At 75.7% G+C, this 15,124-nt stretch carries 12 protein-coding genes; 3 read left to right on the plus strand and 9 right to left on the minus strand.

All coding sequences use genetic code 11. The features are described 5' to 3' along the window. Positions 1-3 precede the first annotated feature (3 nt). From ABD347_RS13605 to ABD347_RS13615, 3 genes are all read right to left on the minus strand, one after another. On the minus strand, positions 4-2,589 hold the full coding sequence (locus tag ABD347_RS13605) for a lantibiotic dehydratase (RefSeq protein ID WP_344360546.1): 2,586 nt from the start codon (positions 2,587-2,589) through the stop codon (positions 4-6). Positions 2,590-2,668: 79 nt separating this feature from the next. Beyond that, on the minus strand, positions 2,669-3,958 hold the full coding sequence (locus tag ABD347_RS13610) for a thiopeptide-type bacteriocin biosynthesis protein (protein WP_344360548.1): 1,290 nt from the start codon (positions 3,956-3,958) through the stop codon (positions 2,669-2,671). Between the two features lie 127 nt (positions 3,959-4,085). Continuing rightward, positions 4,086-5,309: an MFS transporter gene (locus ABD347_RS13615; protein ID WP_344360550.1), complete on the minus strand. Its 1,224-nt coding sequence runs from the start codon at positions 5,307-5,309 to the stop codon at positions 4,086-4,088. A 69-nt stretch (positions 5,310-5,378) separates the two neighbouring features. Here ABD347_RS13615 and ABD347_RS13620 point away from each other — a divergent pair, with 69 nt between their 5' ends. Continuing rightward, a complete protein-coding gene (locus ABD347_RS13620) occupies positions 5,379-6,356 on the plus strand; it encodes an ArsR/SmtB family transcription factor (RefSeq protein WP_344360552.1) in 978 nt (325 codons plus the stop codon). A 285-nt stretch (positions 6,357-6,641) separates the two neighbouring features. Here the strand turns inward: ABD347_RS13620 and ABD347_RS13625 are convergent, their stop codons facing one another. The 6 genes from ABD347_RS13625 to ABD347_RS13650 all read right to left on the minus strand — a co-directional run bounded on the left by ABD347_RS13625 (position 6,642) and on the right by ABD347_RS13650 (position 11,059). Next, positions 6,642-7,688: a serine hydrolase domain-containing protein gene (locus tag ABD347_RS13625; protein WP_344360553.1), complete on the minus strand. Its 1,047-nt coding sequence runs from the start codon at positions 7,686-7,688 to the stop codon at positions 6,642-6,644. After that, entirely contained in the window at positions 7,685-8,614 is a 930-nt protein-coding gene (locus tag ABD347_RS13630) for a DUF6895 family protein (RefSeq protein WP_344360555.1), read from the minus strand. Before ABD347_RS13630 ends, ABD347_RS13625 begins: the two co-directional genes overlap by 4 nt. Then, positions 8,611-9,579, minus strand: a complete 969-nt coding sequence (locus tag ABD347_RS13635) for a DUF6895 family protein (protein WP_344360557.1) — start codon at positions 9,577-9,579, stop codon at positions 8,611-8,613. The genes ABD347_RS13630 and ABD347_RS13635 overlap by 4 nt, the downstream gene beginning before the upstream one ends. Then, positions 9,576-10,280, minus strand: coding sequence for a hypothetical protein (locus ABD347_RS13640; protein ID WP_344360559.1), 705 nt, complete (start codon positions 10,278-10,280; stop codon positions 9,576-9,578). Before ABD347_RS13640 ends, ABD347_RS13635 begins: the two co-directional genes overlap by 4 nt. A gap of 11 nt (positions 10,281-10,291) precedes the next feature. Next, positions 10,292-10,480 (minus strand): hypothetical protein, encoded by a 189-nt coding sequence (locus ABD347_RS13645; RefSeq protein WP_344360560.1) that lies wholly within the window; start codon positions 10,478-10,480, stop codon positions 10,292-10,294. A gap of 390 nt (positions 10,481-10,870) precedes the next feature. Then, positions 10,871-11,059, minus strand: a complete 189-nt coding sequence (locus tag ABD347_RS13650) for a hypothetical protein (protein WP_344360562.1) — start codon at positions 11,057-11,059, stop codon at positions 10,871-10,873. A gap of 279 nt (positions 11,060-11,338) precedes the next feature. Here ABD347_RS13650 and ABD347_RS13655 point away from each other — a divergent pair, with 279 nt between their 5' ends. Then, positions 11,339-13,024, plus strand: a complete 1,686-nt coding sequence (locus ABD347_RS13655) for a hypothetical protein (RefSeq protein ID WP_344360564.1) — start codon at positions 11,339-11,341, stop codon at positions 13,022-13,024. A 670-nt stretch (positions 13,025-13,694) separates the two neighbouring features. Continuing rightward, a complete protein-coding gene (locus tag ABD347_RS13660; protein WP_344360566.1) occupies positions 13,695-15,122 on the plus strand; it encodes an MFS transporter in 1,428 nt (475 codons plus the stop codon). Positions 15,123-15,124 lie beyond the last annotated feature (2 nt).

Genomic DNA, 15,124 nt, shown 5'->3' on the forward strand with positions numbered 1-15,124 from the left:
CCGTCAGTGGGCGATGGCCGCCCCGGTGGTCCGCCCGCCCGATGCGGGCGGGCCACCGGGGACGTCTTGGGGGACGCCGTGCGCCAGGGCGTCGGCGGCGGCCGCGATGTCGTACGGAAGCCTCAGCAGCACCTGGGCGGCGACGGCGGCGCCACCGTGCAGCGGGTCCCGCAGCGGCAGGTCCGCGGGGGCCGGGAGCATCTCCTCGAAGAGCAGTTCGCCGCCGGGCCGCTGGGCGCACAGCCGGTCGACGACCGGTACGGCCGTCAGCGCCTCGAGGTCCACCGGGACGGGCTTCGCGCCCGGGGCCGTGCGGAGGAAGCCGTGCCGGGGCAGCCCGTGCGCGCTCCGCAGCAGCGCGAGGACGCGGACCTTGTGCAGGGCGTCGTCGCCCGGCCCCCACAGCCGCGTCCGGTCCAGTCGCCAGGTGGCCGGGGCGAGGACCAGTTCGCCGGCGGCGGTCAGCCGGGGCAGCCGCGTGTGTCCGGGCAGGGCACCGTCCAGGCCGTCCAGGCGCAGGAGGTGGGAGCCGGCCGGGTGACCGGCGGCGAGGAGCACCCGCAGCAGCAGGTCGTACGGCGGTGCGGGGGTGCGGGTGGCGTGGTGGACGGGCACGAGGCGCCGGCCGTCGGCCTCGGCGACGATCCGCGGACCGCTGCGGCGCACCGTGATGCGGTCCAGCGGGAGGTAGTGGGCGCCGCCGCCGGACCGCCCGTAGTACGGCGTCGGGTCGGGGTCGCCGGTCCACCACCTGGTCGTGACCGGGCGGCGCACCGCGTTGGCGGCGCGCTCGGCGAGCGGCGGTACGAGCAGTTCCACGAACCGTACGCCGGTGCGGCGTTCGACGGCCGCGAGGAAGGCGCGGTGGGCGTCGGCGTTGTGGTGGCCGCCGTACAGCGCGTGCAGACCGTCGGTGAACCGGGCGTCGAGCACGCCGGCGGCGGACGCGGTCTCCAGCACGGCCACCGGCCCGCCGCCCCGGATGGACGGCAGGGGGCGCAGCAGGCAGTCCAGGGGCCAGGGCGGCAGGGCGTCGTCGGCGGGCGGGGCGCCGAGGGCGTCCAGCAGCGCGTCGTCCACGTCGACGGGGCCCGGCCCGGGGGCGGCGGCGAGGTGGGCGAGAAGCCGTGCGTAGCCGGAGCCGGGGTCGGTGGGCACGGGCCAGCCCTGGTAGCGGTGCGGCCGTACGGTGGTGGCGGGACGCCGGCCGTTGTCCTTGCCGTTGCCGTCGTCGGCGTCGGCGTCGGCGTCGGCGAGAGGCAGCAGGGTGGCGAGGATCTCGCTGACCGGGCGGGGCTGTTCGGTGATCCCGGCGAGCTCGGGCGCCGGCGGCGGTGCGGTAGCGGTGTCCGCGTCGCGCAGGGCCGCGATCCGTGCCGCCACCCGCAGGCCTCGCCGTACGCGCTCGGCGGCCGCGGCGGGCACCGGGGCGACCGGGGCGCGGTACGAGTCCAGGAACCAGCCGCCGTCCGTGTCCTCGCACGGCCGGGGCAGGGCGCCCCTCGCCGTGGCCGCCTCGGGCGGCGTCCAGGCGCTGTACCGGAACCGGGGAGGGGCGCACACCTGGAGGAGCCCCACGGTGTGCAGGTGCTGCAGGAAGCCGCGCAGGACAGCCGGATCCGGGGCCTTGGCACCGCCCGCCATGCCGAGCAGGGTCTTCTCCAGCGTGCCCAGCGGGCACGGCCCTTCGGCGAGCAGGCGCAGGACGGTGTCCAGGACGCGGGTGCGACGCAGGACGACGTGGCGCAGCCTGCCGGGTTCACGCGGGTCGACGACGTAGGCCCGTACCGAGCACGGCGGTTCGGTGAAGTGCAGGGGCGCGGGCGCCAGCAGGGTGCCGGCCTCGGCGGTGCGCAGGTCGGGCGGGCCGGGGGGCCGTGAGCGGACGAGGTGGACGTTCTCCGTCGCGCCGGCGGCGAGGGCGCCGAGCGTGGTGCCGGGGGCGATCAGCAGGTCGCCGGGTGCCCCCGTGAGCAGCGGGGCGGTGGCGAGCTGCCCGGCCCAGCCCCTGGGGGTGGTCTTGGCGGCCGCCCGGCCGATGAGGCGCCAGACGCAGGCCGTGCGTTTGCGCAGGCTCCGGCCCGTCCAGGACTCGCCGCACGCCAAGCGCCGTTCGACGTCCGCGAGGAGCCCGGGCGCCGCGCTCTCCACGAGGTCCCGCAGCACGGGGTGGGTGCGGGTCAGGTCCCAGGCCAGCGCCGCCACCCGCCGGTGCCCGTCGGCCACCGCCCGCTCCAGCTCCGCCCGTTCGGTGTGGGCCCGCTCCGTCTCGTCCGCCAGCGCCCGGGCCTCGTCCACCAGTCCGGTCGTGACGGCGCGGCCCGACAGGCGGTCCAGCAGGTCCAGTTCGCGCGCGCCGGGCGCGTGGCCCGCGTGCAGGCGCCTGCGCAGCGCCAGTACCGCTCCGCGGTCGCCGGCCGCCAGGTCCGGGCGCGGCACCACGTCCGCTCCGAGCCGTTCGGCGAGGTCCCGTGCGCGGACGGTCCGCCCTTCCTCGGCGCGGGCGTGGTCCCGTACCCGGCCGAACAGGTCGGGGTCACCGGCGGACGTCCAGGCCGCGAGGGGCATTCCCGCGATCCGCAGCAGCACCGCCGCGCCCTCGCCCCCGCCCGGTCCGCTGTCCGTCCCTCCGGCTGTCCCCGGAACCGGGGTCCGCTCCCCGCCCATCTCAGCGGGCCCCCGCGCCGGACGCACCGGACACCCCCTGGAAGCCGGGTACATCCGGAGTGCCGGGCCCGTCCGGGGCGCGGGACCCGTCCGGGGCACCAGGTACGTCCGGGGCGCCAGGTACGACCGGAGCGCCGGGCCCGTTCGAGGCGCCGGGGACGTCCAGGACACCGGGTACGTTCGAGGCGCCGGGTACGTCCGAGGCACCCGGAGGACCGTCCGGGGCACCCGGAGGCCCGTCCGGGGCACCGGAGCAGACCGTGGCGCCGGTGGAGCCCGGCGCGCCCGCACGGGCCGCACGCGCCGCAGGGGCCGCAGGGGCCGCAGAGGTCGCGGCGTCGGCGGCGAGCGCTTCGGCGAGCAGGCTCTGACGGGCCAGCGAGAACCGGCCCCGGTTCCAGTGGAAGATGGCGTGGTGGGCGGCGGCCCGGCGGGGGCCGACGGTCGCGTCGCCCGCCTCGAAGTAGTCGGTCCGCCAGCGTGAGGCGGCCCGCCGCACGGCGTCCTGGTGACCGCGCAGGCCGGTCCGCCAGGCCTCCGGGAGGGTGGCGAGCTGTTCCTCGCAGGACAGGTTCCAGTACGCGCGGATCCCCTCGGCGGCCCGCTGCCGGGGCGTGTCGCGCAGGCCGTCGACGAGGCGGCGTCCGGTCTCCTCCCGTACGACTTCCCAGACTCCCCGGTGCTCCCAGCCCACCACGCCCAGGCCGTCCAGGGCCGCGCGCAGCAGGGTCAGTGACACCCGCCAGTCGGCGGGGGCCGGCGCCCCTCCCCCGTCCCGTGCCGCGTGGTGGTCCAGCCACGCCAGGGAGTCCGCGGTGAACAGAGCGTGGACGAGGGGCATGGCGCGCGGTCCGCCGAACAGGTAGCTCTCCGGCTCGTACACGCCTTCCGCCGGGCTCGTCCACGCGCCGTCACGGCGGTCGAAGCGGCGCAGGAGCTCGGCGCGCAGGGCCGCCGCGCCCGCCGGGCGGCCGGTGTGGAACCGGATGCGCAGACCGGGCGGCTTGTGCATGAAGAAGAAGTCGTTCGCCCAGCCGCAGCCGATGAGTTCGTGGGCGACCTCGGCGAGCCGCCGGTAGAGTGCCGGCCAGGCGTCCGGCCACGGTGCCAGATTGAGTTGGACCCAGCCGGTCTCCGGCAGGTCGTCGCGGAGTGCCCTGAGCCCGGCGGCGAGGAAGGTGCGTCGGGCCTCGGCGTACGCGGCGCCCTCCGCGGCGAGCGGCAGGACGCCGAGGGACGCGGTGCGCGCGTCCCGCAGGCAGTCGGCCAGCAGTCGCTCGACGTCCACCATGCGGTCTCCTCCAGGGATGTGTCGCTTCCTCCCAGTGGATGTCCGGGCCGTCGGCGCCCCAAAGCACGACAAAAGTTAGTCGTACTATCAACTGGGGTACGCGGGCGCGGTGTTGGCCACGCCGGGCCTACCGGCGCGCACGCCAGCGGGTTCTCGGAGGCCCGTCGGGCGCGAGAGCCGCAGGACGTCCCCGGCCGCCGGGCCGCAGGCCGCGGGCGAGGCAGAGGGTGACCGTGGCCGAGGCGGTGGCCATGACCGCCATCGCCGTGGCGGGCGAGGTGAGTTCGGCGGCGGTGCCCGCGAGGACGGCGCCCACACCCTGCATGGCGATCATGCCGGAGGTGTGCAGCCCGAGGGCGTGACCGCCGAGTCCGTCCGGCGTCAGGGCCATCAGACGCTCCTGGAGCAGCAGGCTCGCCGAGTAGCCGAGCGACGAGAGCGCGACGGCTGCCACCGCCACCGGCAGGGGCGGGCGGAGCGCGAGGAGCCCGTAGGGAGCGGCGAGCAGCAGGAGCAGCGGGACGGCGAGCCGCCGGCGGCACCGCGGTGGCAGGAACCTGCCGGTCATGATGTCGCCGGCCAGCATGCCGGCGGCGGCGGACGCGAAGAGGGTACCCGCGTCCTCGGGGGCATAGGCGACGAAGAGCGCTTCACAGCCCACGACCAGGCCGTTGGGCACCCACAGGGCGAGGTAGACGTACCGCCGGGGGCGGGAGGACCACAGGCGGGCGTTGTCACGCCACGTCGTGGCCACCGAGACGCGCCCGGTCGCCCGGGGCGGCCGGCGCGCGAGTCCGAAGCGGGCGACGGCGGCGGCCGCCCCGTACAGCGCGGCGCCGGTGAGCAGCGCACCGCGCGGCGACAGGACGGTGACGAGCAGGCCGCCGAGGGCGAACCCGCAGATCTGCATGACGCCCGTGGACATGTTGAGCAGGGAACGACCGAGCAGATAGCCGTCCTTGGCGACGATCTCGTGGAGAAGCCCGTAACGCACTCCGCCACCCAGCGACGCGAGGACACCGAGCCCGGCGAGGACGGCGAAGACCGCCCACACCGGAAGCGCGGGGATCGCCTGGGCGGCGGTGCCGAGGGCGAACAGGACGGCGAGGCCGGTGATCGTGGCGCGCGGGGGGAGCCGGTCGGCGGCCGACAGCAGCGTCGTCGCACCGACGACCTGGGCGAGCGCCGGGCCGAACATCGCGAGCGCGGACAGCAACGCCGAGCCGGTCGCCCGGTGGACGAGGGTGCCCAGCGCCAGCCCGCTGACGGTCTGGGCCGCCACCTGCGCGGCGGAGGCGAGGAAGAGGGGGGTGAATTCCGGTGTGCGGAAGAGATCCCGGTAGGTACGCATGGACGGAGTCTCGGAGGCCGCTCGGTGGGGGCGTTACTGTTTCGCCCCTGTGCGAAAGGTGGGGGTGGCATGGGATGGTGGCAGGTCAACGCCGACACGCTGGCCGGGAGCCGGTTCGTGGTGTCGCCGCTCGCCGAGGCCGTCTCGTGCCTGAAGACGCTGGAGCGCGGTACGGCCGCACACCCGGGTGAACAGGGGTGGCTCGACGCCCACGTGCCGCTCTACCGTGAGCGGCTGGCCGGCGACCCCGTCACGGCGCTGCTCGTCCGGGCGGCTCTGGGGCGCACGTGGAACGCGGACTTCGTCACGCCCACCCCCGACGGCGAGGGCACGGGTGACTTCGAGGAGGAGCTGGAGCGGATCCGCACCTGGCCGCCGGAGGTCGCCCGCGCGGATCTGACCGTGTCGCTGGGCGGGCCGCTCCCTGCCCTGCTGCACCGTCACGACCTGCCGGAGCGTATGGCCCGGCTGGTGGAGTGGGTGTGGACGCGCACGGTCCTGCCCGAGTGGCCGAGACGGCGGCGGATCCTGGAGGCCGATGTCGTGGCGCGTACCGCCCGGTTGAGCCGGGGCGGCTGGGCGGGCGCGCTGGACGACATGCGCTCGGGGATGCGCTGGCTAGGCGGGGACCGGCTCCAGGTCAACAAGCACCCGTACCCGCCACGGGAGATCTCCGGTGCACGGCTGATGTTCGTGCCGGTGACGCCCCGCGAGGGCTGGTGTTCGTGGGACGCGCCGCACCGGTACGCCGTGGTGTACCCGTGCGCGGGTCCCTTGGCCGGCGGTGACGGACCGGCGGTGGCCGTGCCGGAGGCGCTGGGCGCGCTGCTGGGGGCGGCGCGGGCGCGGGTGCTCGTCCTGCTGGACACGCCGAAGAGCACCACGCAGCTGGTGGCGCTGACCGGGCAGGGCCTGGGCTCGGTGGGCCGCCACCTGAAGGTGCTGCTGGACGCCCGGCTGGTGCGGCACCGGCGGGCCGGGCGGGCGGTGCTCTACTACCGTTCGGAGGCGGGCGAGACGCTGGTACGGGCCCAGGGCGGCGAGTGAGGCGCGGACCGGGTGTCGGGTCGTGGCCGGGCCGCCCTTGACGCGGGCGCTGAGGGGGCCGCCGCCCTCGACGAGGGCGCGGATGGGGCCGGCGAGGCCCTTCGGCAGGGGGAGCGGTCCGGCTCGGGAGACGGGGACCTGCGGGCGGCGAGTGGCGGGCGACGGGCGGCGGGCGGCAAGTGGCGGGCGACGGACCGGGGGTCAGGGTGGTGGCGGCATCACCGGTGGCGGTCGCGAACGGACCGGGTCCGATCCGGCCGGGGCGGCCGGGCACGGATCCGGTCGTCAGCCCGGGCGGGCCTCCGAGGAGCTGAGCAGCGCGTAGGCGGTCGGGACGAGGCTGTCCTTGCGGCTGTAGCGGCGGGTGGAGAGGGCGACGAGCGCGGTGCCGCTGTCGGGGCGGAAGCCGAGGAAGGCGGTCTGGCCGCTGGTGGCCCCGATGTGGAAGTACATGGTTCCGCCCTCGGCCGGGTGGTGGAACCAGGTCAGGGAGTGGGTGTGCACGTGCCCGAAACCGCGGCGCAGCAGGGGGCGGCGTACCTCCAGCAGGGCGGCGGTCAGCGGGGAGCCGTCGGGGCGCAGGTGCGCCTCGAGGAAGGTGAGCAGGTCGTGCGGGGTGGCCCGGATCGCGCCCGCCGCCGCGAAGCCGCCGATGCGCAGGGGCGGGGTGGGGGTGGTGCCGTCCTCCCGGTGGCCGGTGGCGTCGGTGCCGGGGCCGGTGGGATGGAGCGCGGTGTCGCCGAGCCGGAGGGGACGCAGTACGCGGTCGGTGAGGAGCCGTTCCCAGGGGGTGCCGGTGGCCACGGCGAGGGTGTGTCCGAGGACCGCGACCGCGAAGTTGGAGTAGCGCCACCGGGTGCCGGGGCGGTACCGGAGGCGGGCGCGGAAGAAGGCGCGGACGACGCGTTCGGGCGGGTAGTGGGCGTAGGGGTTGGTGGACCAGCGGGGCAGTGCCTGGGGGTAGAAGTCCGCGGGCAGCGGGGGCAGTCCGGAGGTGTGGGTGATCAGGTGTGTCAGGGTCACGGGGTGCCGTCCCGGTGGCCTCGCCGGGTCGAGGAGGGAGGCGGCCGGATCGTTGCCGGTCAGGGCGCCGGAGGTGATGAGGTCGGCCAGCAGCAGGCCGGTGAAGGTCTTGGACGCCGAGCCGATCTCGTACCGCAGCCTCTCGCGCGGTACGGGCGCGGGCGGCGCGGTGCCGCCCGCGCGGACGGTCCGGCGGCCATGCCGGGAGAGGGCGAAGACGACGTCGGGCGCGGCCACGGCCCGTACGGCCTCGTCGAGGAGTTCCGCGTCGTCGCGGTCCTGCCCGTCATGGGGGCCGGGTCGGCTCATGCGGGCGCCTCGGCGGTGAGCCGCTCCAGGGCGCGTGATGTGGCCAGCGCCGAGGCGAAAGCCGCGACGAGGGTGGAGTGGTACACGATGTCGAAGACGTCCTCGGGGTCGCCCTCCGGCATCGGGCCGAGGGCGGGCATGGCGCCGTCCGCTTGCTGGACCGCGGCGAAGCCCTCCCAGGCGGCGGCGTCGAACGTGGGGGCGGGCAGGCAGGCGTCGACGACGAGCAACTCGCCGAGCAGGTCCCAGCGTTCCAGATCCAGCCAGTCGTCGAGCCAGGCCGGCAGCCACAGCGCGAGATGTCCGGCGACGGCGGGCGGCAGGCCGCCGGGGTTCTCTCCCCAGTCGGTGAGGTGGAAGACGGTGTGGGTGATGTCGTACGCCGTGTGGGGGCTGACCGTCCAGGGCTCCGGCGTGCGGCCGAGCCAGGTGCGGGAGAGCGCCTCGTCCTCGGGCAGGCTCGGTGCCAGCCCGAAGCGGCGTTCGAAGGCGCTCAGGCCGAGGCGCCGGACGGGCTGTACCTCGAGGGCGGCCCAGCCGGTGAGCCGGTGGTTGATCCGGATGGCGCGTTCCAGCTCGGGCTGGCTGTAGCCGAGCTCCCGGAAGGGGACGTACACCTCGAAGGGGATGGGGGACGTCGGCTCGATGCGCTGACCGCGCACCAGCATCCGGCCGCCGTCCAGGACTTCGCGCCAGGCGTGGTCGAGGAGCCGGCGGGCGAGGTCGGCCTGGCGGGAGCCCGCCACCCCTTCGCGGAAGAGGACCTTGCAGATCACGGCCAGTTCGCCGACCGGCTTGAAGCGCTCCAGGAAGCCGATCGCCGGGTCGACGTCCGGTTCCAGCCGGAACCCGTCGCGGTGCGCGTAGAGCCATTCGATGGCGCCCACGCCGACGGTGTGGACGAGGCGGGTACTGGCGGCTGTCATGCCGGCACTCCTGGATGAGGTCGGTCGGTGTCCCGGCCGTCTGGCCGGCGGGCGGCGGTCAGGGTGGCGGCGAAGGCCGCGACCAGCGTGGAGTGGTAGCAGTTGGCGAAGACCCGCAGGACGTCCTCACCACGCGGCCCGCGTCCCATCTCCGTCAGGGCGCCCGTACCGTCCTGGGCCTCGGCCACCGCCGCCCAGGCGTCCTCGGTGAGTTCGGGCGCGGGGGGCCGGGGCAGACTCGCCGCGACGGCGAGCAGTTCGCAGCACAGGTCCCAGTGCGAGGTCTCCACGCAGCTGTCGAGCCAGGCGGGGAGCCAGGTGACCAGGTAGTCCGCGATGTCCTCCGGTACACCGTGCACGTCGTGCCCCCAGTCCGTCAGGTGGAACACGACGTGGGTGAGGGTGTACCCGGCGGTGCGCTCGAACGTCCACGGCTCGGGGAGGCCGCCCAGCCAGGTGCGCCGCAGGGCGCCGGGGGCCGCCTCGTGCGGGGTGAGGCCCGAGCGCCGCTCGGAGTTGAGGATGCTCAGCAGCCGGTTGGGCAGCAGTTCGGTCGTGCGCCAGCTGCGGGTGCGCACGAGGTGGGCGGTGAAGTCCTCGTACGCGGGGTGGCGCAGGCCGCCCGAGGCGAACGCGGCGTACACCTCCAGGGGGTACGTCGCGCACGGTTCGAGCCGTTGCAGGTCGAGGAAGAGGGCCCCTTGGCGGGTCTCGCGCCAGGCGTGCTCCAGCAGGTCGGTGGCGGTGTCGTGGAGGAAGGTCCCGGGCCGGGTGCGACGGCGGACGCAGACGCACGTCTGGGCGAGCTCGCCCAGCGGTTTCCAGGAGGTGTTGACGTCGGCGTCCGGCTCCAGGGCGTCGTCACCGAGCCGGAAGCCGGCGCGGTTGGCGGACAGCCAGCCGAGCGCGGCCTCGGCCACCCGGCGCACGTCGACGGTGGTCGTGCCCGCCGTCGTAGCGGTCACAGCGGGACTCCGGCCCGCAGGTGCCGTGCCACGTGCAGGTGGATCGCCACCTGCGGGTCCTCGCCGCCCATGTGCGCCACGAACTCCAGCCCGGCGTCCAGGCCGAGCGTCTCCGGTACGTCGTCGAGGACGGCCAGCCAGCGTCCGGCACCGGCGGCCTGGAGCCAGCCGCGGCGTCGTACCGCGCGGACGAAGCCGCGCGCGACGTCGACGGTGCGTCGGCCCGCGACGCGGCCGACCGCGTTGTCGTGGCCGGGCACCGCGAGCGCGGCCAGCAGGGCGAGGTGGTGCGTCAGACCCTGCCAGGGAAGGCCCTCCAGCCAGGTGGCGTCGTCCGGTTCGGCGTCCCGCGGGGACGCCTCGGCGGGCGGGGCGCCCAGGTCGCGGAGGGTGCGGGTCATGGCCCAGTGGCTCCAGCGCGACGTGGCGGAGGACGTGGGCCCGGGTGGGTAGGCGAGCACCGCCTTCTCGCACACCGCCAGGTCGGAGGGGGCGGGAGGGGTGCGGTGGAGGACGCTCGGCAGCAGGACGTCCGCCCCCAAGACGCGTACCGCGGCGAGGCCGAGGTCGTCGTCCCCGATGGTGACCGCCGGACCGGCGGAGACCTGGGTGTGGTCCCCGCTCGTGAGAGCGGAGACCACTTGGGTGGCGAGCTCCCGCACCGCGCCCGTCAGGGGCGTCGAAGTGCTGGAGTGCTCCATTCAGCTGCCCTTCAGCCCTTCTTCGGCCGCGGCGCCGGGGGCGCCAACAGCAGCTTGCCGGCGCCGGCTTCCAGGGCCAGCGCCGCGCATTCACGCGTGTCGCGGTAGAAGCCCTGGGCCTCACCGGGGTTGAGGACCGCTTCGATGTCGCTGTCCGCGACCCTTGTACGGTCCCGGAGCTCACGTTCGGTCGAGGTCATACCACCATCCCCTTACGCGGATAGGAATACCTTCTTCCACTTCCCAGTGGAACCCAGTCCGCCATGGGGTGCAAACGGCGGAGAGGCTCTCCCGCGCCCTCCCGGCGAACCGCCGTCCGCGACTCGGCCGCGAGGCGGGCGGTCAGCCGGTCCGTCCGCCGGGACCGGGGCGGTGGGAAGGGACGGCTCGCCACGGATGGAGCAAGCGGGTGCTCCGGTCCCTCCACCGCGCTTCACCGCGCCGCGTCCGGCGCGGCAACGGCACCGGAATCCGGCCGGACAGGGAGCGGCCTCCGCCCGTGGGAGCGGAGGCCGTGGTGAGTGGGAAGGCGTACGCGCCACGGCCGCCCGAGGGCTCCAAGCGCCGTCCTCCCCTGTTCAGTTGCCCGTTCAACCCTTCTTCGGCCGCGGCGTCGGGGGCGACAACAGCAGCTTGCCCGCGCCCGCCTCGAGGGCCAGGATCCCGCATTCACGGGTGTCGCGGTAAAAACCTTCGGCTTCGCCCGGGTTGAGAGCGGCTTCGATCTCGCTCTCCCCGACCTTCGTACGGTCCCGGAGTTCAGGCTCGATGGACGTCATGCCACCATCCCTTCGTGCGGAAAGGAATACTTGCTTCCACTTCCAGTGGACCGCACTCCGCCAGAGGGCGCAAATGGCGGAAATCGTTTCTTGTGGTACAAAACGCTCGCAGCCGTTGACCGGTGGTGGGCGGCGTGGGGCGCGGGTCGCCCATCTGCTCATCCCGGATGGCGCAATTGGCGTGATTGCCCATTAGATGGTGCAAACCGCGCGCCCAGTCGGCGCACGACGACCGACACGGTGTGTGCCTCACCGGAGTCCGGCGAACGGAGCCACGCCATGACAACCGATGACCCCACAACTCGCCCCGCGGCAGCGGCCCCTGACCGGGCGAAGCCGCCCCACCCGCCCGACCGGCCCGGCACCGCCGGTGTGCCCGTCGACGCGGCGCACACGGAGGCGCCGCCGTTCGGCACGGTGCCCGTCGACGCGGCACACGCCGAGGCCGTACGCCTGGGAGCGGCGCCGCCCGCGCCGCCCGCACCCCCGGCGGGAACGACGCACACGAACGGCACGTACACGCAGGTGGCGCCCCCCGCGCCCCCCACGGCATCCACGAACGGCGCGCCCGCGCCCGCTCCGGCGCCCGCCCCGGCGCCCGGGGCCGACGACGCGGCGCGGACCGACGCCGCCGGGTACGCCCCGCCCGCGCCCGCCACGGCCGACGCCCCGGGCGCCGGCCCGGACGAAGCCGTGTACCGCGTGGGCGCGCGCCCGGAACGGGCGTACCCGCAGGCGGCGTACCCCGAGCCCGCGCACCCCGGGACCACGTACCGCGACGCCGCCGCCGTGGAGCGCCCCGCCGCGGAGGCGGCGCCCGTTGACGGCGCGCCGGCCGGCGACGGGACGACGGCCGACCCGGCGGGTGACGGCACGGGCACCGGCACCGCACCGGCCGGCGAGGCGCCCGACGACACGACGTACCGCGAAGCGGCACCCGGCGACACGGCGTCCGGCGACGCGGCCCCCACCGAGGGGGCACCGGCGGAGGGCGCCGCCCCCGACGCGGACTCCGCCGCCGCGGTCGACGCCGCGCTGGTCGACGCCGTCCTCGGCGAGACGGCGGGTACGGGCGCGGACGACGAGGACAGTGACGAGCGCATACGGACACTGATCTGGACCGCGGCCACGTACCGCCCGCTGGAGGAGGTCGCCGCTCTGGTGACCCAGCTCAAGAACACCAAGGCCGTCGACAGCCCCGCCGACGAGGCGCTGCGTGCCGCCGCGGTCGCGCGGCCCCTGGAAGAGGTCCGGCAGTTGGTCGCCATGCTCAACGCGGCGGGCCACACGCTCGACGACAGCGACACGACGCTGCGCGCCGCGGCCGTCGGCAGGCCCATCGAGGACGTCGTCCAGCTGGTGAGCATCCTCGGCACCGCCGACGGTGAGCCCCCGCTGGTGCCACCGGGCGTGGCGCCCGGAACGACGCCCGACGCGGCGCCGTCCGGCCCCCTCCCGTCGGTACCCGAGAACCCGCGCGTCCGCCCGCCCCGGTCCGTTTCGGCCACCGCGGCACCGGCACCGGAGACCAAGGTCCTCGACCACGAGCCGGCCGCCGGTGACGACGCTCCGACGTCACGCTCCGCGCTCCGCTGGCCCGCGGCGGCGGCCCTGTTCGCCTGCGGCATCCTCCACCTGCCCACGAACCTCGCCGGTCTGCGGTCCGGTGGGTACTCGGACGCCATGGCCCTCGTCGTCACCGTGGTGTGCCTGGTACTCGGTGAGTGGCTGATCGTGCGCGACTCCGCCCGCGTGTGGGGCTCCGCGGCCGCGGTGTCCGTGGGTGTGGTGGCGCTCCACGGGATGGCGGGGAGCAGCGGGTTCACCCTGCTGGAGAGCAGCCTGGGACGGTCGTGGGCATGGTCGGGCGCCGCGGCGGTGACGTGCGCGATGTTCACGGCGCTCCTGGCCGGTTCGGCGCTGATGCGCAGGCAGAGAGAGCCCGACGCGACCAACGGCACATGACGGGCTCCGCCCTCAGCGGGCCACCGTCACGACGGGAGCCGCTCGGTGAGCGGCTCCCGTCGCCGTTCTGCCCGCCGCCGCCCGTGCCCGCCGCCACCCGTGCCCGGCGCCGCCCTGCCCGTGGCCCCCGTGCCCGTGCCGCGTCCACGTGCCGCGTCCACGTGCCGACCGCCGGCATGTGCCGCCATCTCCGTGCCGGCGCGGCTGCCCGCGCCTGAGCCGTTCAGAGCGAACACCGTGCTGACGCGGCCCGGTTGACCGACGCCTGGAAGGGAGACCCCTGAGCCCCGGTGCCGAGCGGGTGGTGTCGAGCACCTCGGCGTAACGCCCGCGGATCGCGGCCGCCGGCCCCTGCGGCCGACCCGGCGAACCGCACCGCACGGTCCGTTGGCGTCCATCGCTTTCCGCCGCGCCACCGGCGCCTCGTCCACGCATCCATGCTCCACGCCCCCGGAGGCTCGCCGTGCCGCCCGGCCGCCGTCCACGGGCGGTGCCGCACCGGGCGACCCCGAAGGGCCCGGGCCCGCCCGCCGGCGGCGCCTCGCACCGTACGGCCGTGAACGGGACGGCCCAGGCGCGCGCCACCGGCCTTGCCGTACTGCCGCACCGTTTCCCCGGCGGACCGGGAAGGGAAGCGATGTCGTAGCCGACCACGCCGGAAGGGCACCGTATGACGACCTCCGTGCACGGCCCCGCAGAGGAGGCGGCGGGGCCCTCGGGGCCAATCGAGCCGCCGCGCTCGCGCCGAGCGCTCGTCGCGGGCTCGGTGGGGAACTTCATCGAGTGGTACGAGTTCGGGGTCTACGGCTACTTCGCCACGGTCATCGCCGCCACCTTCTTCACCCCGGAGGGCGGAAGCGACGCGGAGGCGCTGGTCAGGACGTACGCGTCGTTCGCGTTGGCGTTCTTCTTCCGGCCGGTGGGCGCGGCGCTCTTCGGCCGGCTCGGCGACCGCGCCGGGCGGCGCCCCACCCTGATCCTGGTGGTGCTGCTGATGACGGCGGCCACCACCCTGATCGGTCTCCTTCCCTCGTACGCCACGATCGGCGCCGCGGCGCCCTGGTTGCTGACACTGCTGCGGATCGTGCAAGGCCTGTCGGCCGGTGGGGAGTTCGGCGGTGCCGTGTCCCTCATGACGGAGTTCGCCCCACCGGGCAGGCGCGGCCTGTACGGGGCGTGGCAGTCCTTCACGGTGGCCCTGGGCCTGCTCGGCGGGGCCGCGGTGGCGGCGGGGCTCGCCACCGTACTGAGCGAGGCGCAGCTGGGGTCCTGGGGGTGGCGGGTGCCGTTCCTGCTGACGCTGCCCATGGGCCTGGGCGCGCTGTGGCTGCGGCTCCGGCTGGAGGAGTCACCGTCGTTCCGGCGCCCGCCGGGAGCACCGGTCGCCGTCGGCGCGCGGACGGCGGAACCGGGCCGCACGGCACCGGGGGCGGCGGGCGGACGGCGGCGCGGTCACGGACCGGCGGAACCGGCGGAACCGCACACGGTGCGTGCGTCCGCGCGGGAGACGGTGCGGGCGATCGCGCTGGGCGTGGGGCGGCTGATGGGCTGGTCGGCGGCCGGGTACACCTTCCTGGTCGTACTGCCGTCGTACCTGCAGAGCGTCCTGGACGCCTCGTTCCGGCAGGCGCTGACCGCCACCGTCCTCGCCAACGCGGGCTTCGCCGCGGCGATCCTCCCGGCGGGGGCGCTGAGCGACCGGGTGGGCCGGCGCCCGGTGATGGTCTCCGGCGCGGTGGTGGCCGCGCTGGCGGCGTTCCCGCTGCTGGACCTGTTGCGGGATCCCGCGGCCCCGACGGCGGCGAAGGGCCTCGCCGTGTGCGCCGCGGGGGCGGTCGTCGGGCTGATGGCGGGGCCGGGGCCGGCGATGCTCGCCGAGATGTTCCCCACCCGGGTGCGGTACACCGGCCTGGGTCTGGCGTACGCGCTGTCCAACGCGGTCTTCGCGGGCTGTGCGGGGCTCGTCATCACAGCGGCCGTCGAACGGACGGGCGAGGCGGACATCCCCGCCTACTACGTGGCCGTCACGTGCGCGGTCAGCGCCCTGGCCCTGGCCACCCTGCGGGGCGGGGACCACCGCCGCGCGCTGCGCGACTGAGA

This window comes from Streptomyces gobitricini, from assembly GCF_039532985.1.
GTDB classification, from domain to species: domain Bacteria; phylum Actinomycetota; class Actinomycetes; order Streptomycetales; family Streptomycetaceae; genus Streptomyces; species Streptomyces gobitricini.

What these genes read in the sequence shown, in the direction of transcription:
- ABD347_RS13610 (WP_344360548.1), bottom strand. Translation starts at nt 3,958, where the DNA reads ATGGTGGACGTCGAGCGACTGCTGGCCGACTGCCTGCGGGACGCGCGC.
- ABD347_RS13615 (WP_344360550.1), bottom strand. Translation starts at nt 5,309, where the DNA reads ATGCGTACCTACCGGGATCTCTTCCGCACACCGGAATTCACCCCCCTC.
- ABD347_RS13620 (WP_344360552.1), top strand. Translation starts at nt 5,379, where the DNA reads ATGGGATGGTGGCAGGTCAACGCCGACACGCTGGCCGGGAGCCGGTTC.
- ABD347_RS13625 (WP_344360553.1), bottom strand. Translation starts at nt 7,688, where the DNA reads ATGAGCCGACCCGGCCCCCATGACGGGCAGGACCGCGACGACGCGGAA.
- ABD347_RS13630 (WP_344360555.1), bottom strand. Translation starts at nt 8,614, where the DNA reads ATGACAGCCGCCAGTACCCGCCTCGTCCACACCGTCGGCGTGGGCGCC.
- ABD347_RS13640 (WP_344360559.1), bottom strand. Translation starts at nt 10,280, where the DNA reads ATGGAGCACTCCAGCACTTCGACGCCCCTGACGGGCGCGGTGCGGGAG.
- ABD347_RS13645 (WP_344360560.1), bottom strand. Translation starts at nt 10,480, where the DNA reads ATGACCTCGACCGAACGTGAGCTCCGGGACCGTACAAGGGTCGCGGAC.
- ABD347_RS13650 (WP_344360562.1), bottom strand. Translation starts at nt 11,059, where the DNA reads ATGACGTCCATCGAGCCTGAACTCCGGGACCGTACGAAGGTCGGGGAG.
- ABD347_RS13655 (WP_344360564.1), top strand. Translation starts at nt 11,339, where the DNA reads ATGACAACCGATGACCCCACAACTCGCCCCGCGGCAGCGGCCCCTGAC.
- ABD347_RS13660 (WP_344360566.1), top strand. Translation starts at nt 13,695, where the DNA reads ATGACGACCTCCGTGCACGGCCCCGCAGAGGAGGCGGCGGGGCCCTCG.